The organism is Serratia sp. BNK-23 (assembly GCF_047456145.1).
Classification (GTDB): Bacteria; Pseudomonadota; Gammaproteobacteria; order Enterobacterales; family Enterobacteriaceae; genus Serratia; species Serratia nematodiphila.
In genome coordinates, this window is the sequence record NZ_CP179900.1 from 3431427 (window position 1) to 3455431 (window position 24005).

Annotated in this window: 25 protein-coding genes; 13 read left to right on the forward strand and 12 right to left on the reverse strand. The window is 60.8% G+C overall.

What is annotated here, in order from left to right; translation table 11 throughout:
- Positions 1–18: 18 nt before the first annotated feature.
- The gene (locus ACMGF9_RS16280) at positions 19–999 is read left to right on the forward strand and encodes a nitrilase family protein (RefSeq protein ID WP_015377158.1); all 981 of its coding nucleotides are present in this window, start codon (positions 19–21) and stop codon (positions 997–999) included.
- A gap of 90 nt (positions 1000–1089) precedes the next feature.
- Here the strand turns inward: ACMGF9_RS16280 and ompX are convergent, their stop codons facing one another.
- On the reverse strand, positions 1090–1608 hold the full coding sequence (gene ompX / locus ACMGF9_RS16285) for an outer membrane protein OmpX (protein WP_004939201.1): 519 nt from the start codon (positions 1606–1608) through the stop codon (positions 1090–1092).
- A gap of 400 nt (positions 1609–2008) precedes the next feature.
- Between ompX and rhtA the strand changes: the two genes are divergently transcribed.
- Both rhtA and nanQ read left to right on the forward strand, forming a co-directional pair.
- Positions 2009–2896 (forward strand): threonine/homoserine exporter RhtA, encoded by an 888-nt coding sequence (gene rhtA / locus ACMGF9_RS16290; RefSeq protein ID WP_004939202.1) that lies wholly within the window; start codon positions 2009–2011, stop codon positions 2894–2896.
- 132 nt (positions 2897–3028) lie between these two features.
- Positions 3029–3496 (forward strand): N-acetylneuraminate anomerase, encoded by a 468-nt coding sequence (nanQ, locus tag ACMGF9_RS16295; RefSeq protein WP_015377157.1) that lies wholly within the window; start codon positions 3029–3031, stop codon positions 3494–3496.
- Here the strand turns inward: nanQ and ACMGF9_RS16300 are convergent.
- Positions 3478–4029 (reverse strand): shikimate kinase, encoded by a 552-nt coding sequence (locus ACMGF9_RS16300; protein ID WP_160125253.1) that lies wholly within the window; start codon positions 4027–4029, stop codon positions 3478–3480. The genes nanQ and ACMGF9_RS16300 overlap by 19 nt on opposite strands.
- Positions 4030–4385: 356 nt before the next feature.
- On the opposite strand from ACMGF9_RS16300, the gene dps reads away from it, so the two are divergent.
- The 6 genes from dps to ybiO all read left to right on the forward strand — a co-directional run bounded on the left by dps (position 4386) and on the right by ybiO (position 10230).
- Entirely contained in the window at positions 4386–4889 is a 504-nt protein-coding gene (gene dps / locus ACMGF9_RS16305; protein WP_004939215.1) for a DNA starvation/stationary phase protection protein Dps, read from the forward strand.
- Positions 4890–5029: 140 nt separating this feature from the next.
- A complete protein-coding gene (locus ACMGF9_RS16310) occupies positions 5030–5296 on the forward strand; it encodes a DksA/TraR family C4-type zinc finger protein (protein WP_015377155.1) in 267 nt (88 codons plus the stop codon).
- Positions 5297–5634: 338 nt separating this feature from the next.
- On the forward strand, positions 5635–6378 hold the full coding sequence (gene glnH, locus ACMGF9_RS16315) for a glutamine ABC transporter substrate-binding protein GlnH (RefSeq protein WP_004939223.1): 744 nt from the start codon (positions 5635–5637) through the stop codon (positions 6376–6378).
- 102 nt (positions 6379–6480) lie between these two features.
- Complete coding sequence (glnP, locus tag ACMGF9_RS16320) at positions 6481–7140, forward strand: glutamine ABC transporter permease GlnP (protein WP_004939229.1); 660 nt, start codon at positions 6481–6483, stop codon at positions 7138–7140.
- Positions 7137–7859: a glutamine ABC transporter ATP-binding protein GlnQ gene (glnQ, locus tag ACMGF9_RS16325; protein WP_004939230.1), complete on the forward strand. Its 723-nt coding sequence runs from the start codon at positions 7137–7139 to the stop codon at positions 7857–7859. The genes glnP and glnQ overlap by 4 nt, the downstream gene beginning before the upstream one ends.
- 154 nt (positions 7860–8013) lie before the next feature.
- Positions 8014–10230, forward strand: a complete 2217-nt coding sequence (gene ybiO, locus ACMGF9_RS16330; protein ID WP_118911651.1) for a mechanosensitive channel protein — start codon at positions 8014–8016, stop codon at positions 10228–10230.
- Between the two features lie 2 nt (positions 10231–10232).
- On the opposite strand, the gene ACMGF9_RS16335 is transcribed toward ybiO, so the two are convergent.
- The 5 genes from ACMGF9_RS16335 to rlmF form a co-directional block, all read right to left on the reverse strand.
- Entirely contained in the window at positions 10233–11240 is a 1008-nt protein-coding gene (locus ACMGF9_RS16335) for an alpha/beta hydrolase family protein (protein WP_021503911.1), read from the reverse strand.
- The gene (locus ACMGF9_RS16340) at positions 11228–11866 is read right to left on the reverse strand and encodes a GNAT family N-acetyltransferase (RefSeq protein ID WP_015377152.1); all 639 of its coding nucleotides are present in this window, start codon (positions 11864–11866) and stop codon (positions 11228–11230) included. The genes ACMGF9_RS16335 and ACMGF9_RS16340 overlap by 13 nt, the downstream gene beginning before the upstream one ends.
- 11 nt (positions 11867–11877) lie before the next feature.
- A complete protein-coding gene (locus ACMGF9_RS16345) occupies positions 11878–12447 on the reverse strand; it encodes a TetR/AcrR family transcriptional regulator (protein WP_004939249.1) in 570 nt (189 codons plus the stop codon).
- 182 nt (positions 12448–12629) lie between these two features.
- Positions 12630–13934 (reverse strand): methyl-accepting chemotaxis protein, encoded by a 1305-nt coding sequence (locus tag ACMGF9_RS16350; RefSeq protein ID WP_118892296.1) that lies wholly within the window; start codon positions 13932–13934, stop codon positions 12630–12632.
- Positions 13935–14228: 294 nt separating this feature from the next.
- Complete coding sequence (gene rlmF / locus ACMGF9_RS16355; RefSeq protein ID WP_165876050.1) at positions 14229–15194, reverse strand: 23S rRNA (adenine(1618)-N(6))-methyltransferase RlmF; 966 nt, start codon at positions 15192–15194, stop codon at positions 14229–14231.
- 118 nt (positions 15195–15312) lie between these two features.
- Here rlmF and ACMGF9_RS16360 point away from each other — a divergent pair, with 118 nt between their 5' ends.
- The 3 genes from ACMGF9_RS16360 (at position 15313) to ACMGF9_RS16370 (ending at position 17295) form a co-directional block, all read left to right on the forward strand.
- Positions 15313–15942, forward strand: coding sequence for a flavin reductase family protein (locus ACMGF9_RS16360; RefSeq protein ID WP_015377149.1), 630 nt, complete (start codon positions 15313–15315; stop codon positions 15940–15942).
- 169 nt (positions 15943–16111) lie between these two features.
- Entirely contained in the window at positions 16112–16372 is a 261-nt protein-coding gene (gene bhsA / locus ACMGF9_RS16365) for a multiple stress resistance protein BhsA (RefSeq protein ID WP_015377148.1), read from the forward strand.
- Positions 16373–16659: 287 nt separating this feature from the next.
- Positions 16660–17295 carry a carbonic anhydrase gene (locus ACMGF9_RS16370; protein WP_004939270.1) on the forward strand — a complete coding sequence of 212 codons (636 nt, stop codon included), beginning with the start codon at positions 16660–16662 and terminating at the stop codon, positions 17293–17295.
- Positions 17296–17358: 63 nt separating this feature from the next.
- On the opposite strand, the gene ACMGF9_RS16375 is transcribed toward ACMGF9_RS16370, so the two are convergent.
- The 4 genes from ACMGF9_RS16375 to ACMGF9_RS16390 are packed head-to-tail and all read right to left on the reverse strand — an operon-like array spanning position 17359 to position 22371.
- Positions 17359–19215, reverse strand: a complete 1857-nt coding sequence (locus ACMGF9_RS16375; protein WP_118892297.1) for a M3 family metallopeptidase — start codon at positions 19213–19215, stop codon at positions 17359–17361.
- Between the two features lie 46 nt (positions 19216–19261).
- Complete coding sequence (gene ybiB, locus ACMGF9_RS16380) at positions 19262–20221, reverse strand: DNA-binding protein YbiB (protein WP_015377146.1); 960 nt, start codon at positions 20219–20221, stop codon at positions 19262–19264.
- 38 nt (positions 20222–20259) lie between these two features.
- The gene (locus ACMGF9_RS16385) at positions 20260–20889 is read right to left on the reverse strand and encodes an FMN-binding negative transcriptional regulator (protein ID WP_015377145.1); all 630 of its coding nucleotides are present in this window, start codon (positions 20887–20889) and stop codon (positions 20260–20262) included.
- Positions 20890–20946: 57 nt separating this feature from the next.
- Positions 20947–22371 (reverse strand): MFS transporter, encoded by a 1425-nt coding sequence (locus ACMGF9_RS16390; protein WP_164122742.1) that lies wholly within the window; start codon positions 22369–22371, stop codon positions 20947–20949.
- Positions 22372–22470: 99 nt separating this feature from the next.
- On the opposite strand from ACMGF9_RS16390, the gene ACMGF9_RS16395 reads away from it, so the two are divergent.
- A complete protein-coding gene (locus ACMGF9_RS16395; protein ID WP_004939285.1) occupies positions 22471–23310 on the forward strand; it encodes a helix-turn-helix transcriptional regulator in 840 nt (279 codons plus the stop codon).
- Here ACMGF9_RS16395 and ACMGF9_RS16400 read toward each other — a convergent pair.
- Complete coding sequence (locus tag ACMGF9_RS16400; protein ID WP_015377143.1) at positions 23307–23936, reverse strand: LysE family translocator; 630 nt, start codon at positions 23934–23936, stop codon at positions 23307–23309. The two genes, ACMGF9_RS16395 and ACMGF9_RS16400, sit on opposite strands and share 4 nt — an antisense overlap.
- Positions 23937–24005 lie beyond the last annotated feature (69 nt).

Genomic DNA, 24005 nt, shown 5'->3' on the forward strand with positions numbered 1-24005 from the left:
CCTAATCGGAGAGACACCATGACCATCTCATTACGCGCCGCCACGGTGCAATTCCAGCATCGCGCCAACGATAAGAATTACAACCTGTCGACTATCGAGCGCTTTATCGCTCAGGCGGCCGAGCAGCAGGTACAGCTGCTGGCCTTCCCGGAAATGTGTATCACCGGCTATTGGCACGTGCGCCATCTGTCCGCCGCCGAAGTGCGGGCGCTGGCGGAACCGATCGCGTCCAGCCCTTCGCTGGCGCGCATTCGCCCGCTGGCTGAGCGTTACAATATGGCGATCGGCGTCGGGCTGATCGAACTGGGCGACGACGGCCGTTGCTACAACGCCTACGCCGTATGCCTGCCGGACGGCGCGCTGCATGTGCACCGTAAACTGCACGCCTTCGAACACCCGGCTATCGCCAGCGGCGATCGCTATACGGTGTTCGACACTCCCTGGGGCGTGCGCGTGGGCGTATTGATCTGTTGGGACAACAATCTGGTGGAGAATGTGCGCGCGACGGCGCTGCTGGGCGCGGAGGTGTTGATGGCCCCGCACCAGACCGGCGGCACCCATTCGCGCAGCCCGCACGGCATGAAGCCGATCCCACAGGCGCTGTGGCAGCGGCGAGCGGAAGATCCGCAGGCGATAGAAGCCGCCTTTCGCGGCGAACACGGCCGCGGCTGGCTGATGCGCTGGCTGCCCTCGCGCGCTCATGACAACGGGCTGTTTTTGTTATTCAGCAACGGCGTGGGCCGCGATGACGATGAGGTACGCACCGGCAATGCGATGATCCTCGATCCCTACGGCCGCATCGTAGCGGAGACCTGGGCGGCGGAAGACCGGCTGGTCAGTGCCGATCTCGATCTGACGCTGATCCCGCTCAGTACCGGACGCCGCTGGATTTACGGACGCCGCCCCGAGCTGTACGGTTTACTGACCGAACCGCAAGGCTATGAGCGCGATGCCCGCAGCGCGCGCTTTTCGACGCAGCCGACGGGGCGCAGCGGCTAATGACAGATAAAAAAAATCCGCCCGAAGGCGGATTTTTTATCCGCGCGGCAACCTGTGCCGCGCATTCACGCCCGCAGGCATGAAGAAATCTTAGAAGCGGTAGCCTACGCCAACGTTCCAGCTGCCAACGTCCACGCTGCGGATGCGGCTCTGCTCGTAGCCAACGTCCAGGGCAACGTTTTCGATTGGGTTGAACTGCAGACCTGCACCGTAGGTGAAGCCGTAGTCGCTGTTGCCACCTTTGTTACCGCCAGCCTGGGCGTTGTCGATGTTTTTGCCGTAGCCAACACCGATCACACCGTAGATGCTCGCCCAGTCGTTGAAGCGGTAAGCTGGACCTGCGGTGATGGAATCGTACTGAGATTTCTTGTAGAAACCGCTTTCAGAACGATTTTTTTCCAGGTGGGTGAAGGAGCCGATCACACCCAGTGGGTTGTTGTCGAACTCGTAACGGTATTTCAGGTTGAAACCGTTGGCCTTGTTAGCAACGCCTTGGAGATCACCCTGCGCATAGCCAGCGGATACGGTGCTCTGACCAGCGAATGCGGTACCTGCGCTAACTGCTAATACGCAAGCTGCTACTGCGGAAAGACATGCAATTTTTTTCATAACCACCTCAAACGCGTTTTATTATTAAGTACATCCATTTGTTCATGCTTTGAAAATATAACAAAAATTAGCGTGAAACTCTGCCTTGAAATGAGTGTCTAATGCTTTATATCGTGTAACAGAAGATTTCAAGAACAGTGTATCTGCTTCTTTTCGCTCTATTTTCGGCCGTATTCTACGGCTTTCTGTGACAAAAATCACCAATTTAATATCCAGATAATTCTTAAGAAAAAGCGCACTTTTTGACCAAATCCGCCACATCTCATCCGAGGATCGGCGGATTTCACCGCGATGCGCGCTTTTCTCAGACAGATTTTCGCCATTTCATTTACACTGCTCGCATCCCCGTTTCGACCGTTTTCTCAAGGCTGAGGAACGGCGCAAAAAAGGCCCGTTAAGGATGTCGTTATCTACTTCCGGCAGAGCGCCCTCCGCGCTGCTGCCCATCTGTCTGTTAATCATCGCCATGGTGTCTATCCAAAGCGGTGCCTCGTTGGCCAAAAGCCTGTTCCCGATCGTGGGCGCGGAAGGCATTACGACGCTGCGTCTTTTCATCGGCACCCTGATTCTGTTCATTATCTTCCGCCCGTGGCGTATGCGCATCGTCGCCGGCAGCCGCTTGCCACTGCTGATTTACGGCCTGTCGCTCGGCGCGATGAACTACCTGTTCTACCTTTCGCTGCGCACCGTGCCGCTCGGCATCGCCGTGGCGCTGGAGTTTACCGGCCCGTTGGCGGTGGCCATGTTCTCGTCGCGGCGGCCGATCGACTTTCTCTGGGTGGCGCTGGCGATCGCCGGGTTGTGGTTCCTGTTGCCGCTCGGCCACGGCGTAGGCGGGATCGATCCGTTCGGCGCCGCCTGTGCGCTCGGCGCCGGCGCCTGCTGGGCGGTCTATATCATTTTCGGCCAAAAGGCCGGCGGCGATCACGGCCCCGGCACGGTGGCGCTCGGTTCGTTGATCGCTGCGCTGGTGTTCTGCCCGATCGGCGCCTGGCAAACCGGCAGCGTGCTGTTCAACCTCGATATTCTGCCGGTGGCGCTGGCGGTGGCGATCCTCTCCACCGCGCTGCCTTATTCGCTGGAGATCATCGCGCTGCCCAAAATTCCGGCGCGCACTTTCGGCACCTTAATGAGCCTGGAGCCGGCGATGGCGGCGCTGTCCGGCATGCTGTTCCTCGGCGAACACCTGAGCGGCGTGCAATGGTTGGCGCTGGCGGCGATTATCGCCGCCTCCATGGGTTCCGCCCTGACCATTCGCCCCAAACCGCGCCTCGAAAGCCTTTCCTGATCGCCTGACTCGCCTGCCGTCCGCAACGCCGGAATGCAGGCGGGTTAACTGTTTTCCTCGTGACAAATCGGCATACTTCCCCTTAGCCTGTATCGCAGGCTCTTTGGACTTTCGCTCACATGGAGAATAACAGTGATTCACAACAGCCTGTTCAACCCACGCTTCGGCCGCGGACTCGCGCCGGCGCTGGTTTCAACCCTGACCGAGTTGCGCCGATGCGACCTGCCCGAACTGGCGCTGGGCCATCACCCGATCGACGGCGACAACATCTTTATGGACGTGATGACGCTGACCACCGCGCCGGCGGCGGAGAAGCGCGCCGAAATGCATCAGGAGTACATCGCGCTGCATCTGCTGATCAGCGGCGAAGAACGCATCGAATACGGCCTGGCGGGCGACGGGCATCGCGAACATCCGCATGCAGAAAATAGCGATCTGCTGCTGCTGGACATCAAACGCCACCCGCAAACCCTTCACATGACGCACGGCATGTTCGCGATCTTTTTCCAGATGGAACCGCATAAGACCGGCTGCCTGTGGCAGCGGCCGCAGCACATCAAGAAAGCGGTGGTGAGGATCCATCACCGCCTGCTGCTGTGAGCCTGCGGCAGCGTCCGTAGAAAATCGGCGGCCTGGCGGGGAGAGCGCAAGCGCTTGAAACGGCCCCCTATATCGGTACGGGCCATCTCCGCCAGGTATTTTCGCCGGTTCTTCGAGTAAGTGCGGATCGTCCACAGCACGATCGACTCGCGGCTAAAGAAAGAACGGCGGAAACTTTCCCGATTGCCGGTGCCCGGCCACAGCTCGCTTTTGCCGGCCGCGCGTCGGCACGCGCGGCGCACGGCCTGCCACAGCGTGCGGCAGAAACCGTAGTCCAGCCACAGGATATAATCGACCTCGCGCCACTTGATCGGTTGCGTGCGGCTGTAGTTGCCGTCCAGCACCCAGCCTCCTCCCGCTTCGGCCAGCGTCTGCTCAAGCCGCGCCAGAAACGCGCCATCGGGCGTCCCCTGCCACTCGGGCCGCCAATAGAGTCTGTCCATCTCGATATAGGGAACGTCAAGACGTTCCGCCAGTTGACGCGCCAGGGTGCTTTTACCGCTGCCGCTGGTGCCGACGACGTTAATTTTCATCACTCGCCAATAAAGACTGGGATAATTTCCATACTTTAGCCGTATCAATTACGCCTATCAATCTGAATAGGCTTGGCATTAACACCACGATAACAAAGTGGATATTTAACCAAACCTGCGCGCCCGCAGAAAATAAGATAACGGGGATAAATTGTCACTGAAAAAAATAATAATAAAAAACAAAATAACAATAAAATTCATAAAATTACACAATAGACAAAAACCAAATAAAAATATTGTCATTAGGCCCCCCCCTATTTGTGCAATAGCCATTTTCGTGCGGCAAAAATAAACATCCCTGCTATAATTAATCCCGTAACGAAATAGGACAACGACTAATCAAGAGGATATCTGATATGAGTACCGCTAAACTGGTGAAAACGAAATCTTCTGATCTGCTGTATACCCGTAACGATCTGGACGAAAAAGTTAAACTGGCCGCCATCAAGGCGCTGAACCATCAGGTCGTGCAATTCATCGATCTTTCGTTGATCACCAAACAGGCGCACTGGAACATGCGCGGCGCGAACTTCATCGCGGTGCATGAAATGCTGGACGGCTTCCGCACCGCCATCATCGAGCATCAGGACACCTTCGCCGAGCGCGTGGTGCAGCTGGGAGGCGTGGCGCTGGGCACCGTACAGGTGGTCAACGATCGCACGCCGCTGAAAAGCTACCCGACCAATATCCACAGCGTGCAAGAGCACCTGAAAGCGCTGGCCGATCGCTACGGCGCGGTCGCGAATGACATCCGCAAAGCCATTACCGAAGTGGAAGACGAAGACACCGCCGATATGTTCACCGCCGCCTCGCGCGATCTGGACAAATTCCTGTGGTTCATCGAATCCAATATCGAATAACGCGAAAGCGTTGCAGATCGCCCGTCGTTCCGGGCAGCGCAGGCTGGGCTTTGCCCGGCCTGTTTTCTTTTGCGCGACCGTTGCATTGTACAAAAAACGGCCCATATTAAACGGTAGGGTTTCCTTGTCAGGAGGTGATGATGGCCAGCGGCTGGGCGGCGGACGGCGCCGTACAAGATCAGATTGATTCCACCGTCGACGATGCGGTGCAGCGCGCGCGTGAAGCGCTCGGGCACGGCGAGAGCGAACGCTATTGCCAGGAATGCGGAGAACCGATCCCCGAGGCGCGCCGCAAGGCGCTGAAGGGCGTGCGTTTTTGCGTCGCCTGTCAGGCCGAACAAGACAAAAAACACGCGGCCACCAGCCTGTACAACCGGCGCGGCAGCAAAGACAGCCAGTTGCGTTAGCATTATCTGCTCCCTTTTTGCCCCTCTCGCAGTCACCCTTGCACCGTCAATGGATCATGAAAGTTAGAGTTAGTTATCAATATTGAAGCAAAAACGTTAAAGAACGGTTGTTTCACAGCCAAAATTTGGTTAATGATAGCCCCGTGCACCAAGATAATTCTTACGCACCATTTCGGTGCCTCATTGTGGTGCATAACCATAACTATTCGCCGTCACGGCACAACATCACGCAGTAACTCTTTGTTTTTATATTAGTTGAAAACATGGCACGATTTTTTCATGGCACCAACTGCAATATAAAAAATGGGTAATCCGCAACCTGTACAGGAATTCCTCTCATGAAGTCGATTTTTAAAGTCTCCCTGGCCGCACTCTCCCTGGCCTTTGCCGTAAGTTCCCACGCAGCAGACAAACTGGTGGTCGCCACCGACACCGCTTTCGTTCCTTTTGAGTTCAAGCAAGGCGACAAATACGTCGGCTTCGACATCGACCTGTGGGCCGCGGTCGCCAAAGAGCTGAAGCTGGACTACACCCTGAAACCAATGGACTTCGGCGGCATCATTCCGGCGCTGCAGACCAAAAACGTCGATCTGGCGCTGGCCGGCATCACCATCACCGATGAGCGCAAGAAAGCCATCGATTTCTCCGACGGCTACTACAAGAGCGGCCTGCTGGTGATGGTCAACGCCGACAACAACAGCGTGAAAAGCATCGACGATCTGAACGGCAAAGTGGTGGCGGTGAAGAGCGGCACCGGCTCGGTGGATTACGCCAAGCAGCACATCAAAACCAAGGATCTGCGTCAGTTCCCTAACATCGACAACGCCTACATGGAACTGGGTACCAAGCGCGCCGACGCGGTGCTGCACGACACGCCAAACATCCTATACTTCATTAAGACGGCCGGCGCCGGCAAGTTCAAAACCGTCGGCGATTCGCTGGAAGCGCAGCAGTATGGCATCGCCTTCCCTAAAGGCAGCGACGAGCTGCGCGAGAAGGTGAACGGCGCGCTGAAAACGCTGCGCGAGAACGGCACCTATAACGAGATTTACAAGAAGTGGTTCGGCACCGAACCTAAGTAAGCTGTGAATTTGGCAAGCGATTAACTTAAGCACAGGGGGCGCTTAACCCCCTGCGCTTTGTTGTATCTGATACCCACGTTTGGGATCACCGGGAGAAATATCATGCAGTTCGACTGGAGCGCCATCTGGCCCGCCATTCCTATCTTGTTAGAGGGCGCCAAAATGACCCTGTGGATTTCGGTCCTCGGTCTGATTGGCGGCCTGATCATCGGCCTCGTCGCCGGCTTTGCCCGCACCTACGGCGGTTGGATCGCCAACCACATCGCGTTGGTGTTTATCGAAGTGATCCGCGGCACGCCGATCGTGGTGCAGGTGATGTTCATCTACTTCGCCTTGCCGATGGCGTTCACCGATTTGCGCATCGATCCTTTCACCGCGGCGGTGGTGACCATCATGATCAACTCCGGCGCCTACATCGCGGAAATCACCCGCGGCGCGGTGCTGTCTATCCATAACGGTTTCCGCGAGGCCGGCCTGGCGCTCGGCCTGTCGCGCCGCGAAACCATCCGCTACGTCATTATGCCGCTGGCGCTGCGCCGCATGCTGCCGCCGCTGGGCAACCAGTGGATCATCAGCATCAAAGACACCTCGCTGTTCATCGTGATCGGCGTGGCGGAGCTGACCCGTCAGGGTCAGGAAATTATTGCCGGTAACTTCCGCGCGCTGGAAATCTGGAGCGCCGTGGCGGTTATCTATCTGATTATTACCCTGGTGCTGAGCTTCGTGCTGCGTCGTCTGGAAAGAAGGATGAAAATCCTGTGATTGAATTTAAAAACGTCTCCAAGCATTTTGGCCAAACCCAGGTGCTGCACAACATCGATTTGAAGATCGACAAAGGCGAAGTAGTGGTGATCATCGGGCCGTCCGGCTCCGGCAAATCCACCCTGCTGCGCTGCATCAACAAGCTGGAAGAAGTCACCAGCGGCGATCTGATCGTCGACGGCCTGAAAGCCAACGATCCGAAAGTGGACGATCGGCTGATCCGCCAGGAAGCCGGCATGGTGTTCCAGCAGTTCTATCTGTTCCCGCACCTGACGGCGCTGGAAAACGTCGCCTTCGGCCCGATCCGCGTGCGCGGCGCGAAGAAGTCCGATGCGGAAAAGCTGGCGCGCGAACTGCTGGCCAAGGTCGGTCTGGCGGAGCGCGCCCACCATTACCCGTCCGAACTGTCGGGCGGCCAGCAGCAGCGCGTGGCGATCGCGCGCGCGCTGGCGGTGAAGCCGAAAATGATGCTGTTCGACGAGCCGACCTCCGCGCTCGATCCGGAGCTGCGCCATGAAGTGCTGAAGGTGATGCAGGATCTGGCCGAGGAAGGCATGACGATGGTCATCGTTACCCATGAAGTCGGCTTTGCCGAAAAAGTGGCGTCGCGCCTGATCTTTATCGACAAGGGCCGGATTGCCGAAGACGGCAACCCGCACGATCTGATCAATCATCCGCCAAGCCCGCGTCTGCAGGAGTTCCTGCAGCACGTGTCCTGATCCTGGCGGTTTAACGGCGGGCGCACCACGCGCCCGCCGCTTTCATTCCGCACGCTCTCCCACGCCCCGTCGCGCCACCTTTCCTACTATATTCATTGTTTTTCATCGTATTGCTTTTACATCCGCCGATCACAGAACGCCAAAGAGAGGAACCATGCCGCCAAACGCAGACTCCCGACGAGGTTCTCATCTGCGAGAACACCTGCTTTTCCTGCTGCTGTTGCTGACCCTGAACGTCTTCGCACCACCGGCCCTGGCGCAAAATGCGCCGCCCGCGCCCGCCGACAAGAGCGAGCAGCAGAAAGCCGCCTACGCCGCGCTGGCTGAGCTGCTGCAAGACGACAAAGCGCGCGCGGAACTCATCAACCACCTGAAACAGACCGCCGGCGACGCCCCCGCCGCCGCGCCGGCAACGCCGGAGGAATCGACGCCCGCTACGCTGAGCGACAGCCTGAACTCGCTGGCGCAGGAAGGCATCGGCACCTTTAACCAAAAGCTCGGCGCGCTGCAAAAGCTGATCGACTCCGGCCCGAAGCGCGTTTTCAATCCCGCCGGCTTTTTCCGCGCGCTGGGCTACTTTCTGCTGACGGTGGCGGTCACCTTTGCGCTGTTCCACCTGATCCGGCGGCTGATCGCGCCGCTGTACAAACGCATGGGCAGTTGGGGACACAATGCGCGGCTACAGCGCGGCCCGTGGTATAAACGCCCCGCCGCCATTCTCGGCGCTTTCGCCATCGATCTGCTGGTACTGCTGCTGGCGCTGGCGGCGGGCAATCTGTTCGCCCGCCACGTCCACGCCGACAGCGCCACCATTCTGCGGCTGCAGACCCTGTTTCTCAGCGCCTTCGCGGTGATTGAATTTTTCAAGGCGGTGCTGCGGCTGATTTTCGCCCCCCGCTTCGACTATCTGCGCCCCTTCCCCTTCAGCGACCGGAGCGCGCACTACTGGAACACGCGCCTCGCCTGGCTCAGCGGCCTGATCGGCTACGGCCTGATGGTGGTGGTGCCGGTGGTGGCGGTCCAGATAAGCTACCCGGCCGCCGCCACCGTCAACCTGGTGGTGATGCTGGCGCTGACGCTGTACGCCATTTGGCTGATCCTGCACAACCGCAAGCCGATACAGCAACAGATCAACCTGCTGGCCGAACGATCGATGGCGTTTTTCAGCGTGATCCTGCGCGGGCTGGGGCATATCTGGCATCTGTTGGCGATCACCTATTTTCTGGTGTTGTTCGTGCTGTCCCAGTTCGACATCGGCAACAGCCTGCGCTTTATGATGAGCGCCACGGTGAAAAGCCTGTTGGTGGTCGGCGTCGGCGCGCTGCTGTCCGGCATGCTGACCCGCTGGATTTTCCGCCGCATTTCACTGCCGACCGACGTCAATCTGCGCTACCCGATGCTCGAGCGGCGCATCAACTCCTACATCCCCAACGGGCTGAAGATACTGCGGGTGATGGTGGTGCTGGCGGTGACGCTGTTCCTGCTCGATGCCTGGCACCTGATCAACCTGTACCAGTGGGCGGGCAGCGAAAATGGCCAGCGGACGCTCGGCGGGCTGGTGCATATCCTGCTGATCCTGTTGATCGCCGTGTTCAGCTGGACGCTGATGGCCAGCATCATCGAGCACCGTCTGGCGCTGGAGCTGAGCAACGGCGTGCGGCCGAGCGCGCGCGAACGCACGCTGCTGACGCTGTTTCGCAACGTGCTGGCTATCGTTATCAGCACCATTACCGTGATGATCGTGCTGTCGCAGGTGGGATTGAACATCGCGCCGCTGCTGGCGGGCGCCGGCGCGCTGGGGCTGGCCATCAGCTTCGGCGCCCAGACGCTGGTGAAAGACGTGATTACCGGCGTGTTCATCCAGTTCGAAAACGGCATGAACACCGGCGAGTACGTCACCGTCAGCGGCATCACCGGCACCGTGGAGCGCATGACCATCCGATCGATCGGCCTGCGCGACGACTACGGCGTCTACCACATCGTGCCGTACTCCTCGATCACCACGCTGGCCAACTATGCGCGTGAGTTCGGGGTATACCGCGCCAACTACACCGTCAGCCGCGACGAGGACATCGATCGGGTCAATGAGGTGCTGCATCAGGCCGTCGCGGCGCTGAAGCAAGATGAACAGGTGAAGCATTTCCTGATTGGCGAGCCGGTCTTCAACGGCGTGGTGGCGCTGGGAGACCGCTCGTTCACCACCCGCGTGACGGTGCGCACACAGGCGCTGAAACAGTGGGTGGTGCAATACGCCCTCGATCGGCTGGTGAAAATCCATTTCGATCGGGCCGGCATCGGCATGCCGCAGCAGGCGATGCAGATCTCCCGCGCGCCGCAGCCGCATGAAGAGCCGCCGCCTGCCGCGAGCTGAGGCTAACGCCCCTGGCCGCAAGGATGGGCGGCCAGGAAGGCCGCCACGTCCCGCCGGTAGGCGTCGTATTGCACCGAGCGCGGGGCAAACAGGCCCACCACGTTGATCAGCCACGGATGGCGGGCGAACAGCGGTTTGATCATCACGTGGTCTGCTTCGGCGATACGCGTCACCGTCAGCAGCGAGGCCGGGATCGTTTGCCGATACACGCGCTCGGTTTCGTCCGCGTCCACGTTGACGTCGCGCCCGCCCAGGATCAGGTGCACCGGCGTGGCGAAATGCCGCAATCCCGCCGTCGCGTCGCTGGCCATGTTGGCGCGGATAAAACGCCAGCGGTCGGCGCTCAATGCGGCGGCGCCAGACTCGCGACGGTACTGCGCGTAGCCGTCCGGTTGCTCGAGCAGGGTCTGGATATGGCGCCAATGCGCCTCGCGCGCCAGGATCTGCGCTTCATCGTCCCCTGCCGCCGCCATCGCCGCCCGGGTGTTATAGCGCCCTTGCCGCAGCCAGTTGATCGCCGGCGAGAGTGCAAGAGTGAAAGCAATGTCAGGCCGTAAACGCGCCACCTCCGGCATCACCCATCCCGCCTGGCTAGCGCCCCACAGCCCCACGCAGCGCGCATCGAAGCGCCCGTCCCGTCTGGCCCAGTCGATGATATCAGCGGTTTCCCGCGCGCGATCCGCCATGGTCTGATGCAGCCAGTTGCCGCTGGAACCGCCTACGCCCGGCTTGTCGAAGGATAAAACCGCATAGCCCTGCTGCGCTATCGCCTCCCAAATGCCGTAATAGCCTTCGTCGCGGCTGGCGTTGGCCGGCCCATCGCCGTGTATGAACACCACCACGCCGGGTTTGACCGGCGCATGCTCCGGCAGCACCAGCGTGCCGCTCAGCCGGTTGCCGCCGGCGGTCACCGTGACCGGTTCGGTGACAAAGCGAAAGTCGTTGACGTAAATCACCCAGCCAAGCGCCGCCAAAACCAGCGCCACGAGGCACAGCCCTATTTTGCGCACATCGCCTCCCCGTTGCGTTTCTCCATCAATACCCAATCGGCCTGGCCGAACAGCACCCCCAGCAAGGCGTAGTGCTCTTCGCGCCGTACCAGAAAACCGCAGCGCCGGTACAGGCGCTGCGCATCGACGTTGCGCCGGCTGACGTGCAGGCTCAGGCGCCGGCCTGCGCCCTGTTCGGCGGCGTAGTCGTTCATCCACTGCAACAGCCGCCTGCCCATCCCTTTGCCGCGCTGGTTTTCCGCCACCGCCAGGTAGGAAAGATACAGCTCATCGGCCGCCGGAGTATGCTGCAATACCACAATTTGCAGATACATGCGCCAAACGTTCAGCCAGCCGTAGCGGCGGCATAGCCGCCAAATCGGCAAGGCGCGCGGGCGCAGCCCGCCGTCGCCCTCTGCCTCGGCCGCATTGAGGGCAAAAGCCGCCACCACCTGCTCATCCTGTTTCACTACGAAGCTACGCTCCCGGCTGCCGCTTTGCTGCCAGCTCCACAGCCGATAAAACAGACGCCACTGCCGGCGGGCGCTCAAACGGCGCGCGCGCTGGAACTTGTCGCAGAACGCGGCGTAGATCAGCGCCGCCGTTTGCAGGCGGTCAGCGTCGCGATACGGCTCAATGTGCAGCATATCCACCTCGATTAGGGATGCCGGTAGAGCAGTTGTTCCAACAGCCGCACCGGCGTGGTCTCCTCCGGTGCAGGCGACGCAAAGATCGCCTGCCGCCAGGCCTGGCTTTCGATCACGTCCAGCACCAGCTGCGCGAGCGGTAACGGCGCTATCGCCGCCGCGATTTCACCGGTTTGCTGAGCCTCGGCGATCACCGTCGCCAGCGCCTCAATCAACTGCCGCTGGTTGGCGCTGAACGGCTCGGCCAACGCCGGGTTGCGCGCCACCTCCGCCACGATCTCCGCCGACAGCTGAACATTGGCCGGTTCGGCGACAAAGGCATGATAGGCGGTGAAAAAAATCGACAGCGCCTGTTTCGGCCGCTTTCTGTCGGCCAATAATCCGGCGGCGAACTCGGCGAATACGCCGTTTTCCAGCAGCGCTATCTCGCCGATCAGCGCCTCCTTGCCGGAAAAATGGTTATAGAGGTTGCCCACGCTGACGCCCGCCGCCTGCGCGATATCCCGCATGCTGGTCTGGTGAAATCCCTGATGGGTAAAGCTGTGCAGCGCGGCCTCGACAATCTTTTCTCGGTTTCCCATCGTCAGTTCCCGAAACGGTGAAGGGGGCGCCTGGCGCCATAAATTGATATTAATTAATGAACGAACGTTCGTTCACATCAAGTCTAGCATAGACCGGTAAAATTGAACCGCAGCTCAACGGCGCAGGAATCGGTGGGGGAAGGCAAACGCCGCCTCGTTTTCAGAGGCGGCGTCCGGCAGACTCAGTGCAGCGCATCGCCCTGCTTCACCGAGGTAAAGGCCTGCATCAGCTTCACGACGTCATGCATGCCGATATTGACCTGGTTAATCACTTCTCCGGCGTCATGGGTCAATGCCACACCGCCGCCGGCCTGTTCCACGCAGGTCGCCATGCCGGCGATCGCCGCCGCCACGCCTTGCTGGATAGACTTGGTCATGCGTTCGATCTCGGTCGCCGCCTTGCGCGACTGTTCCGCCAGCGTGCGCACCTCGTTGGCCACCACCGCAAAACCGCGCCCGTGCTCACCGGCGTGGGCAGCTTCGATGGAGGCGTTAATCGCCAGCAGGTTGGTTTGGGAGGCGATTTTACGAATGGCTTCGACGATGGTGCCGATCTGCTGAGAGCACTTGCCGAGCTCGGTGACCACGTCCGAGGTTTCGCGCGCCGCCGCTTCGACCTGCTGCATGCCCTTCACCGCCTGCTGCACGATGACCGCGCCCTGCGCCGCCTGCCGGTCAGTATCCAGCGACAGATGATGCGCGTTGCGCACCATCTCTTCTTCGTGCTGCTGCTGTTGCATCAATCGGGTGATGTCCTGGGCGATCTTCACCACTTTCACCACCTGGCCTTCATTGTCGAGGATCGGGTTGTAACTGGCCTCCAGCCATACCCGTTCGCCGCGCCGGTTGACGCGCTCAAAACGCCCGGTGATAAACTCGCCGCGCGCCAGGCGCTGCCAGTGCCGCCGATAGTCGTCGGAAGCGGCGAACGCCGGCGGGCACAGCACCGCATGCGACTGCCCGCACGCCTCATCCAGCCGATAGCCCATCAGCGCCAGCATATTGTCGTTGGCGCTGACAATGGCGCCCTGCGGCGTGAAAGCAATCATCGCCATCGATCGATTCAGCGCCGCCAGCAGGCTGCGGTGTTCCTGCGCCTGGGTCACTCGCTCGGTCACTTCGCTGGCGATCTTGACGATTTCCACCACCTTACCCTGTTTATTCAGCACCGGCGCGTAGGTGCCCTGCAGCCATACCGTCTCGCCGTTTTTCGCGATGCGTTTTAGGGTGTCCGTGATGGGTTGCCCCTTATTCAGCGTCTCCCAATGCTTGCGGTACAACGGGCTGGCGACATAGTTCGGATCGCAGAAAATACGGTGATGCCGGCCAATCACGTCATCGCGTTGAAATCCCAGCGTGTTGAGGAAGAGATCGTTGGCGCGCAAGACCGTGCCGTCGGGCGAGAATACGATCATGGGAACGGCGTGTTCTATCGCGCCCAGCTCGGCGCCTTTGTGGGTAGTTAACTGACTGAATCGTAACAGCATAAGGTGTAGTCCTTGTGGCAGATGATGGCGCTTTTCTTATTTTGTCTGGCCACATGCCGCGCCCACACGCAGACGTGCCATCGCGGAAGGAACGGGCAGCGCCGAACCTTCTGGTTATTGCTATTAACCGGATTAAATTTATTTATTCAGTAAAGTAATTATTCGAATTTAAATAAACCAACAACCTAAGATTTTTATTATTAAATGCGTAATGAGAATAACGTAAGTGATGAAAATTGAAAGGTAAAATGCGGATTTTTGTCGGCGCCGGCAGGATAACCGGCGCCGGGGAGATTAGCGCCAGCGTTCGGCTGCCCAGGCGGCCTGTTGCTCGGCGTTATGGAAGGTCCAGGCGACGAAGCGGCTGATCTTCTGCCCTTGCGCCATCTCGATGGTGCGCACCTCGGCCGCCCCCGCCACTTTCAACGCATGGTAGATGGCCGGCAACGTGGTGTTTTTCGAGATGAGCGAGGTGAACCACAGGCAGTTGTTGGCCTTGCCGACGCTCTCTGCCACCATCTTGCGCACAAAGGCTTCTTCGCCGCCTTCGCACCACAGCTCGTTGTTCTTGCCGCCGAAGTTTTGCACCGGCTTGTCGGCCACTTCCCCTTTACCCAGTTTATGCAGCTTGCGCCGGGTGCTGGCGCGCGCTTCCTGCTCGGACGCGTGGAACGGCGGGTTGCACAGGGTGGCGTCGAATTTCTCGGCCGCGCCGATAATGCCGCTGAAAATCAGCTCAGGCTGTTTTTGCAGCCGCAGGCGCACGCTGTTGCGCAGCGTCGGGTTCATCTCGACGATCATCTTGGCCGAGTTGAGCGACACCGGATCGATTTCGGAGCCGGTGAAACGCCAACCGTATTCGCGCAGGCCGACGATCGGGTAAATGCAGTTGGCGCCGACGCCGACGTCGAGGATCGCCACGCCCTTGCCACGCGGGATCTCGCCGCCGTTGCTGGTCGCCAGCAGATCCGCCAGGTGATGCAGATAGTCGGCGCGGCCGGGGATCGGCGGGCACAGATAATCAGCCGGAATATCCCAGTGTTCGATGCCGTAAAAGTGTTGCAGCAACGCACGGTTGAGCATTTTCACCGCCGCCGGATCGGCGAAGTCCACCGAGACATCGCCCCAGGCGTTCGGTTTTACGAACGGCGCCAGCGCCGGGCAACTGGCGATCAGCGACGGGAAGTCGTAGCGCGAACGATGACGGTTGCGCGGATGCAGGCCGCTTTTCTGCTGCGGGAAGGTTTTCTTTTTTTCCACCGTGACGGGCTCTCTTGAAGGGATTTCCGGCGCGTAAGATAACACATCCGGCCCGCAATGGCGCAGCGGCGGGAAACCCGGCACAATGAAAGCTTCATCGATTGCCGCAGGGTCTCCCATGAACCGTGAATCTCGTTATTATTATGAACCCGCCGCCGGCCACGGCCTGCCGCACGATCCGCTGAACGCCATCGTCGGCCCGCGCCCCATCGGCTGGATCTCTTCCCGCAGCGCCGCCGGCTTGCGTAATCTGGCGCCCTACAGCTTTTTCAACTGCTTCAACTATCGCCCGCCGATCATCGGTTTCGCCAGCACCGGTTGGAAAGACAGCGTGGCGAATATCGTGGAAACCGGTGAGTTCGTCTGGAACCTGGCGACACGCCCGCTGGCGGAAGCGATGAACCACAGTGCAATCAACCTGCCGCGCGGCGAAGATGAATTCGCCTTCGCCGGCGTCACGCCGCTGCCCGGACGCCGGGTCAAAGCCGAGCGCGTGGCCGAAAGCCCGGTGAACTTCGAATGCCGGCTGACCCAGTGCATTCAGCTGCAAACCGCCGCCGGCGAACAGGTGGAGACCTGGCTGATATTGGGCGAAGTGGTGGCGGTGCACCTCGATCCGGCGCTGCTGGACGAACACGGCGTCTACCAGACCGCCGCTGCCGAACCTATCCTGCGCGCCGGCGGCCCAACCGCCTACTATGGCATTTCCGAACAGCACCGTTTCGATCTGGCGCGCCCGACGCGCTGATCGTCTCCCCCCTGTTTATGCAGAAGATGAACGGGGGAATTAATAATCAAAAAATCTGAACAAAACTGTCAACACTCTCCGATTTCATCCCGCCTGTCACTGCGCAATAATCCTCCCATCGAAAGGCAAACCCCTTTCTCCCTAATTCACTTTGACAGGAATGACCAACATGAAAACCATCAAAACTTTTGCTGCCGCTATCGCCCTGGCTACCGTTTCTTTCACCACTTTCGCCGCTGAACACGTCAGCGCGCAGGATGCCGCCCAATTCGAAAAAGCCGGCGTGATCGTCGCCAGCGGCGCAACCGACCTGAGCAGCCTGAAGTCTCAGCTGGCCGCCAAAGCCGATGCGGCGGGCGCCAAGGCTTTCACCATCACCTCCACCAGCGGCAATAACCTGATGCACGCCACCGCGGTTATCTACAAATAATCGCCGCCCCAGACGTCAAAAAGCCCGCCGGCTATCACCCCGGCGGGCTTTTTTTATGTTCGCGTACGTCAGCGCTGAATGGGCACAACAGCGAATTTCTTGCCGTCCGCTTTATCAGCAATCCACGCGCCAACAAGCCGGAAAATTCTGTCGCCAACAGGCAGAAACCCTGTATTCAATGGGGTTTGCGGGGGGCTTGCACACACATTTTTTTACCTGCCCATGGCTGGACTAACGGGAGAGGATGATTATCATGTTACGCAGACTACAGATGCAGAGAGCGTTGTATGCAACATATCATTGAAGGTTTCCTCAGTTTCCAGAAAGAGATTTTCCCGCAGCGCAAGGAACTGTTCCGCAGCCTTGCCTCCAGCCAAAATCCCAAAGCGCTGTTTATCTCATGCTCTGACAGCCGTTTAGTGCCTGAGCTGGTCACACAGCAAGAACCTGGGCAGCTTTTCGTTATCCGTAACGCCGGCAACATCGTCCCTTCCTTTGGCCCGGAGCCGGGCGGGGTTTCTGCGACCATCGAGTATGCGGTGGTGGCATTGGGTGTTACCGATATCGTGATTTGTGGCCACTCGAACTGTGGCGCCATGAAGGCTATCGCGTCCTGCCAGTGCCTCGACCCCATGCCTGCGGTAGCTCACTGGCTGCACTATGCGGATGCGGCCAAAGCAGTGGTCGAGAAGAAAACCTGGAATAGCGAAACAGACAAAGTTAACGCTATGGTGGAAGAGAACGTTATTGCTCAGCTAAATAATATCAAAACCCATCCTTCTGTGGCGGTGGGTCTGCGCAACAGCGGGCTGCGCCTGCACGGCTGGGTGTACGACATCGAAAGCGGCGAAATTCGCACGCTGGATAGAAACACCAAGAGCTTCGTGTCTCTGGCCGATAATCCCGACGTCTATTTCGAATAAAATCACGCCTGGTTTTAACCATTAAATAAAATCCACGCTTCCGCGTGGATTTTATTGTCAGCCTTAAACCAAACGCGCCTCTATCGCCGCGGCGAAGTCGCGGCACATCCGTTCGTCACCGTCGGCGTTGTCTGCCAATACCGTCTCGCCATCCACCACCCGAATATGCGCCTGCAAATCGAAATCCGCCGGCGGCTGCGGGCGGGCGGCGGCGGCGGCCATCGTCTGCTGCGCCTCATGCCACGCCTGCGCCACCGTCTGGTTGCAGGCCTGCGCCAGATAGTCCGGATTAAACCCTTCGCCGGTCAGGCTGCGCAGCGTGTCGTCGTGGCTGACGCTGTTACCCGGCAACCAATAGTGTTGCGCCAGATCCGGGCCAATGGCCGGGTTGTCCGTCAGATAACCGTCGCGCTGCAGGAAGAAATGACGGGTTTGCTCCACCGCCATCATCGCCAGCAGGTAGCCCTGATAAGAACAGGCGGACTCCAGCGACAGCAGATGCGGGATCGCCAGCGTCGGGCGCGGGCTGCCGCTGATGCCGAGGATCTTCTGCTCAACCTCGCGCGCCAGCGCGGTGATGGCTTCCGGCGTGCGCTGCTCGTCATCCCACTGATACAGCGCCCACTCGAAGTACGGCACCAGCAGGATATGGCGTTCGTTGAACGCGCGCATCGGCTGGCGCGCCGCGATGCCGGCTTCGATCAGCGCATCCGGCACTGCCTCACCGGCGGCGTTTTTCGCATAGCGTTTCAGCCAATCGGCGTCGTCCAGCAGGCTGTCGCAGAACATCGACTGGGTTTCGGCATAGGCCATCGAAGTCGGTGGGAACTCCTGCGAGAAGCACGGCGCATTCTGGCGAATGTTGGCGAAGTGCGCCGCATGGCCGCCCTCGTGGAACAGCGTGTTAAGCCCGTAAGCGCCGCTGCCCACCTGCCCCGGCTGCGCCAGGCTGGTGAAGTTGATGCGCGCCGGCACCCACTCCCCCTGGCGTACAAACGGCGGCACCGGGCCGTGCATGAAGCCGTTCTCATACTTGCCTTTACGCACCAGCAGATCGAGGTTCATCTCCGCGCCGCCAAAACCGATGTGCAGGCGTTTGAAGCTGTCGACCCAGCGTTCCAGCGAACGGGAAAACGGGAAGTAAGGATCCAGTTGGCGGGTGACGTCGCCGGCGCTGGCGAAGCGCACGTTCCACGGCTCCAGCGCCTGGCTGCCCTTCTCGGCCGCCAGCTGCTGCAGGCTGCGCGCGTTGGCCTCGCGGGTTTCCCGCTCGAAACGATCCAGAATGGCGAACAACTGCTCCGGCGTCATGCGTTCGGTCTTGTTCACCTTGTAGTCGAAATAGTTGCGATAACCCATCTGGCGCGCAAAGCGGTTGCGCAGGCCGATCAGCTCCGGCAGGCCGTTATGCAGCAGCCATTGCTCCAGATCGCGCAGCGCCTGCTGCGAGCTGCGGCGATACTCTTCGTTCGGGTTGGTCGCCTGGTTGGTCAACAGCTCGCCGAGCGAAGCCGCCACGCGCTGGCCGTCGGCGTTCAGATGGGTGACCTGATAGCCCTTGCGGCGCGAGTAGAGATCGGACTCGGCGTGGATGATCTGATCCAACAGCGCCTGCGCCTGCGGATCTTCAATGGCGTTGCAGTCGAAAAAGCGCAGCCAACCCTGCAGGCCGTGGATCAGCGCATCGCGCTGCGCCTCCTGCGGCAACGCTTCCAATCCGGCCAGCAGAGTGCGGATCTCCGCCAGCCGGCGCGGTTCGGCGATAAAGCGCTTATAGTCGCTTTCGGCGGCGGAAAAGCGCGCCGAGACGTCTTCACCGCCGGTGCCCATGTAGTTTTGCCAGAACAGCTCTTCTTTGGCGCGGTGTACGTCGAGGTAATCCTGGTTCAATTGATTGAAGTAATCGAGAGCCTGTTGCATAACCGTCCTTCTCAGCCGATGAGGAAATATCCCAGTATAGTCGCGCTCAGGCCTGATGCAGGCGTTTCAGCCCCTGCTCCAGCGTCTCGCTCTCGCCGGCGGCCACCAGGCAACAGGCAACCTGCCGCTGGATGGCCTGCGGTATCGCCACCTCGCCCGCCAGACAGCGTTCAGTCCAGCGCGCGGTGGTTTCCGCGTCTTTCGCCGCCGGCAATGCCGGCGTTTCATCCGGCAAGGTGCGCTCCAGCAATATGCGCTGTTCGCCGCCGACGATGTGGTGAATTTGCGGGCAGCGCAGCGGGTTGGCGTAAGCTTCGCCTTCCGTGCCGTGCATCAGCAGCCCGCGGGCGCCGATCTGGCGGAAAAACGACGCCACCCGGCCGACATACTCCGGGTGTGAAACGCTGGCGAGGCGCAGCGCATCCTGTTCGCCGAACGGCGTCGCCAGCTTGGCCAGCGTATGGGCGCTGTTGCGCACCCCCATGCGCCAACGCAACCCGAGCTGCCGCGCCAGCGGCGCCGACAGCGTGGAAACCGGCATGAATACCGCCTCGCCGTTATCGAGACGCTGTTGGGCGTGAGCGGCCTGTTCCGACCACGGCAGCCCAAGCGCGCGGAAAATCTCGGCGCTGGTCACGCGGGTGCTGTCGTCCAGCACGCCGTGCACCACCACCGGCAGGCCCACTTTCGCCAGCAGCAGCGCCAGCAGCGGCGTCAGGTTGGCCTGCTTGCGCGCGCCGTTGTAGCTCGGCAGCACCACCGGCAATGGCCTCCCCTGCGGCGCCTGCAGCGACAATACCTGCTGCTGCATCGCCTGGTAGAACCCCAGCATCTCCTCTTCGGCTTCGCCCTTGATGCGCAGCGCGATCAGAATGCCGCCCAGCTCAAGTTCGGGGACCTCCCCGGCCAGCATCGCCTGATACAGCTCAAAGGCGGTCTGTCGATCCAGATCGCGCGCATGGTTTTTGCCGCGGCCTATTTCTTTGATAATTTTGGTGTAATCCATCCGAAGGTTCCCTCAGCCCACTCTTCGGTTAGCATACCCTATCCGCGCCGCCGCTCAACCTCCGCCGCCAGTCGCCGCTGCGCTTCATCGCCATCGCGCAGCCCGGCGATCACCCCGCCGGCATCCTCGGCGCTGCGGTTTTGGCTCATTTTCCATTTGCCTTCGCGCCGGGTGACGGCGATCTCAATACCGACGATGCCTTTAAGCTGTGCGGCGATGTAGTTGGCCGGCGCATCCTCGAGCCGCCAGGGTTCAGGACGCCGCCCTTCCTGCTGCGCGGTGAGATCGATCAGTTGGCGGCGCAGCCAGGCCGGGTCGTCCGTCACCGTCGGCACGCCATGCAGTTGCACCACGCTGTAATTCCAGGTCGGCACCACCTTGCCGGTCTGGCGCTTGCTCGGGTACCAGCCGGGCGACACATAGCCCTCCTGGCCCTGAAAAATCACCAGACATTCCGCCGCCTGTTGCAAACGTCGCCAGTGCTCGTTGGCGCGCGACAGGTGCGCCCGCAGCCGGATCTGCCCCTGTTCGACATCGGCCAGAAACGGCAACGGATCGGCCGTCAATCCCTGCTCGCCGTGGCTGACCAACAGCCCCAGCGGGTGGGCGCGCACCAACGCCAGTTGGGCATCCAGATCGTCTTCGCGAAATGCGGCGGGTTGAAACATCAGTGTGGCTCCTTATCGCGCTCTCATGATGACGACAGTAAAGCACCCGCCGGCGGCCTACTTAAGATCCGCTTTCTGAGTATTTCGAGTGATCCGGTTTAACAAGATCAGGGCGACGCCCATCGCCACCAAATTACAGAGCATCGCACCGGCAAAGGCCTGGGCATAGCGTTCCGCCGCGCCGCCGCTCGCCAACAGCGGCACAAAACCGACGCCGCTGACCACGATACCCAGCGCGCCCCCCACCTGCTGCACGGTGGCCACCAGACCCGCCGCCATGCCCGCCTGCCGCTCCTGCGCCAAACCCAGCACCAGATTCAGCAGCGGCGTCATGCTCAGCGCCTGGCCGAATCCCAACACCACCAACCCCGGCAGCAGCCGCAGCGGATGCGCCAGCGCCGCCCCCCACAGCGCCTGCGCCATCAATAGCGCCAACCCGGCGGCGTAAATCGCCACGCCCACGCTCAGCACGCCGTTGCCCCAACGCAGCGTCAGCCGGGGCGCCAGCATCGAGGCCAGCATAAAGGCCGCGCTGGCCGGGGCGAACAGGCTGCCCGCCTGAAAAGGCGTCAGCCCCGCCCCCGCCTGCAGCAGCAGCGCGAAGCACAAGAAAAACGAGGAAGCGGTGGCATAAATCGCCAGCACCACCGCCATACCCGGCGCGAAGCCCGCCTGGCGGAACAGCGCCGGATCGAGCACCGCATCATCACCGCGCTGCGCCAGGCGGCGTTCCCAACGCAGGAAGCCCCACAGCGTCAGCAGCGCCAATGCCAACATCGGCGCGATCCACCACGGCCAACCGCGCGCCGGGCCTTCCAGCAACGGCAGCAGCAACAGCGACAGGCCAGCCGCCGCCAGCCACAGGCCGACGCCGTCCAGCCGCTGCGCCTGCGCCACCCGCGATTCGGGAATGCGCCGCGCCGCCCACAGCGCCAGCGCGCCGATAGGCAAATTGATCAAAAAGATCATGCGCCAGCCGCTGCCGAACAGGTTGGCCTCAATGATAAATCCGCCGAGGATCTGGCCGAAGATTGCCGCCAACCCCAGTGTCATGCCCAGCCAGGCGAAAGCGCGCCGCCGCTGTTGCGGCGCGTACAGCACCCGCATCAAGGCGTAAATTTGCGGGAACAACAGCGCCGCCGCCGCCCCCTGCAGGATACGCGCGGCGATCAGCAGGCTGAGCGATCCCGCCAGTCCGCACAACAGGGAACTCAGCGTGAATCCCAGCATGCCGAGGCTGAACAGACGCCGACGCCCGAAGCGATCGCCCAGACGCCCACCGGCGATCAACAGCACCCCAAACGCCAGTTCATAACCGGCGACGATCAAACCGACCCCGGCGAAATCGGCGGCGAACTGTTGCTGGATCACCGGCGCCGCCACGTTGACCACAAACAGATCGAACACCGTGACGAAACCGCCCAACAGCAGCACCGGCAGGCCGGGCAATCCTCGCCGTTCAACAGATAATGAATGTTCCATACCACCTCCAGAGATTATGATGGTCGCAGTATGGAATAGAGTTTAAACTGTTACTATATAGCCATTTATACTATTACTGACAGCAACAGGACGGCCGACATGCCCCCACGCACCCTCGAACGCACCCGCCACGAACTGGGGGATTTTCTGCGGCAAAAGCGAGAACAACTGTCGCCGGAGGCAGTCGGCTTGCCGAGCGGCAGCCGCCGCCGCACGCCGGGCTTGCGGCGCGAGGAGGTGGCGGCGCTGGCCGGCGTCGGCCTCACCTGGTACACCTGGCTGGAGCAAGGCAGGGAAATCAATGCGTCGGTGACGTTTTTGGAAAATCTGGCGCGGGTGCTGCAGCTCGATGCCGCCGGCCGCTACCACCTGTTTTTATTGGCGCATCAGCGCCCGCCGGTGCCGGTCGGCCATCAGTGGTGCCAGGTTTCGCCGTTGGTGCGGCGCCTGCTGGACGACCTGACGCTGCGGCCGGCCTACGTCATGAACCTCAGTTGGGACATCATCGCCTGGAATCCGGCGGCGCAGCGGCTGTTCGCCATCGGCGAGCGCCCGGCGCAAGAGCGCAACATGTTGTGGATGCTGTTTGCCGATCCGCAGCTCAATGCGCGCCTGCTGGAGTGGCGGGCGCAGGCGCCGCAAATCCTGGCCAGCTTCCGCCGCGACTACGCCCGTGCGCCGGAGGATGAGGTGATGCGCCAACGGGTACAGGCGCTGGAGCAGGTATCGCCGCAGTTCCGCCAGCTCTGGCGGCAGCATGATATTCACGGACGTTGCCAGGGGCGGCGCAGCTTCACCCTCCCGGAGATCGGCCCGGTCACCTTTGACCACGCCTCTTTCATCGTCGACGAAGAGAACCACCTGCGGCTGGTGATGTACAGCGCGCTGCCGGACGAACCGGCCAGCGCGGCGTTTGAAGCGCTGCTGCGCGAAGATTAACGACGGCTGTCGAAAATGAGTTTGCAGGCCAGCCCGGCGAACACGCCGCTCAGCAGATAGTTCGGCCAGCGGGCGCTGAAGCGACGGCCGACAAAACGGCTTTTCATGCCGCTGACCGCCAGGATCACCCCGCCGTTAATCAGCAAGCCGACCAGATTCAGCACCGTCGCCAGCGCCAGCATCTGCACCACCACCGAGCCGGCGCGCGGATCGATAAACTGCGGGAACAGCGCCAGCACGAACAGCGCCATCTTCGGGTTGAGGATGTTGGTGAACAATCCCTGACGGAAAATGCGCGCCGTCGGCACCGCCTGCAACCCGGCGGAAGCCTGCAGACTGCTGCCGGATCGCAGCGTTTTCCACGCCAGATAGAGCAGATAGGCCGCACCCAACATTCTCACCGCGTCGTAAGCCAGGGGTACGGCGACGAACAGTTGCGACAACCCCAGCGCCGCCGCCAGCGCGTGGCAGTACGTGCCGAGCTGGATGCCCGCCAGCGAAGCGAAACCGGCGCGCCGCCCCTGGCTGACGCTGCGCGAAGCGATCAGCAGCATATCCGGGCCGGGGGTCAGCGCCAGCGCCACGCAGGCGCCGGAAAACAACAACAGCGTTGCGGCATCAATCATGAATCACCTGATAAGAAGACGGACGGGGATGGAGCCTCCATCATAGCGACGCCGACGTGGCTTGTCAGC

What these genes read in the sequence shown, in the direction of transcription:
- ACMGF9_RS16280 (WP_015377158.1), top strand. Translation starts at nt 19, where the DNA reads ATGACCATCTCATTACGCGCCGCCACGGTGCAATTCCAGCATCGCGCC.
- ompX (WP_004939201.1), bottom strand. Translation starts at nt 1,608, where the DNA reads ATGAAAAAAATTGCATGTCTTTCCGCAGTAGCAGCTTGCGTATTAGCA.
- rhtA (WP_004939202.1), top strand. Translation starts at nt 2,009, where the DNA reads ATGTCGTTATCTACTTCCGGCAGAGCGCCCTCCGCGCTGCTGCCCATC.
- ACMGF9_RS16300 (WP_160125253.1), bottom strand. Translation starts at nt 4,029, where the DNA reads ATGAAAATTAACGTCGTCGGCACCAGCGGCAGCGGTAAAAGCACCCTG.
- dps (WP_004939215.1), top strand. Translation starts at nt 4,386, where the DNA reads ATGAGTACCGCTAAACTGGTGAAAACGAAATCTTCTGATCTGCTGTAT.
- ACMGF9_RS16310 (WP_015377155.1), top strand. Translation starts at nt 5,030, where the DNA reads ATGGCCAGCGGCTGGGCGGCGGACGGCGCCGTACAAGATCAGATTGAT.
- glnH (WP_004939223.1), top strand. Translation starts at nt 5,635, where the DNA reads ATGAAGTCGATTTTTAAAGTCTCCCTGGCCGCACTCTCCCTGGCCTTT.
- glnP (WP_004939229.1), top strand. Translation starts at nt 6,481, where the DNA reads ATGCAGTTCGACTGGAGCGCCATCTGGCCCGCCATTCCTATCTTGTTA.
- ybiO (WP_118911651.1), top strand. Translation starts at nt 8,014, where the DNA reads ATGCCGCCAAACGCAGACTCCCGACGAGGTTCTCATCTGCGAGAACAC.
- ACMGF9_RS16340 (WP_015377152.1), bottom strand. Translation starts at nt 11,866, where the DNA reads ATGCTGCACATTGAGCCGTATCGCGACGCTGACCGCCTGCAAACGGCG.
- ACMGF9_RS16345 (WP_004939249.1), bottom strand. Translation starts at nt 12,447, where the DNA reads ATGGGAAACCGAGAAAAGATTGTCGAGGCCGCGCTGCACAGCTTTACC.
- ACMGF9_RS16350 (WP_118892296.1), bottom strand. Translation starts at nt 13,934, where the DNA reads ATGCTGTTACGATTCAGTCAGTTAACTACCCACAAAGGCGCCGAGCTG.
- ACMGF9_RS16360 (WP_015377149.1), top strand. Translation starts at nt 15,313, where the DNA reads ATGAACCGTGAATCTCGTTATTATTATGAACCCGCCGCCGGCCACGGC.
- bhsA (WP_015377148.1), top strand. Translation starts at nt 16,112, where the DNA reads ATGAAAACCATCAAAACTTTTGCTGCCGCTATCGCCCTGGCTACCGTT.
- ACMGF9_RS16370 (WP_004939270.1), top strand. Translation starts at nt 16,660, where the DNA reads ATGCAACATATCATTGAAGGTTTCCTCAGTTTCCAGAAAGAGATTTTC.
- ACMGF9_RS16375 (WP_118892297.1), bottom strand. Translation starts at nt 19,215, where the DNA reads ATGCAACAGGCTCTCGATTACTTCAATCAATTGAACCAGGATTACCTC.
- ybiB (WP_015377146.1), bottom strand. Translation starts at nt 20,221, where the DNA reads ATGGATTACACCAAAATTATCAAAGAAATAGGCCGCGGCAAAAACCAT.
- ACMGF9_RS16385 (WP_015377145.1), bottom strand. Translation starts at nt 20,889, where the DNA reads ATGTTTCAACCCGCCGCATTTCGCGAAGACGATCTGGATGCCCAACTG.
- ACMGF9_RS16390 (WP_164122742.1), bottom strand. Translation starts at nt 22,371, where the DNA reads ATGGAACATTCATTATCTGTTGAACGGCGAGGATTGCCCGGCCTGCCG.
- ACMGF9_RS16395 (WP_004939285.1), top strand. Translation starts at nt 22,471, where the DNA reads ATGCCCCCACGCACCCTCGAACGCACCCGCCACGAACTGGGGGATTTT.
- ACMGF9_RS16400 (WP_015377143.1), bottom strand. Translation starts at nt 23,936, where the DNA reads ATGATTGATGCCGCAACGCTGTTGTTGTTTTCCGGCGCCTGCGTGGCG.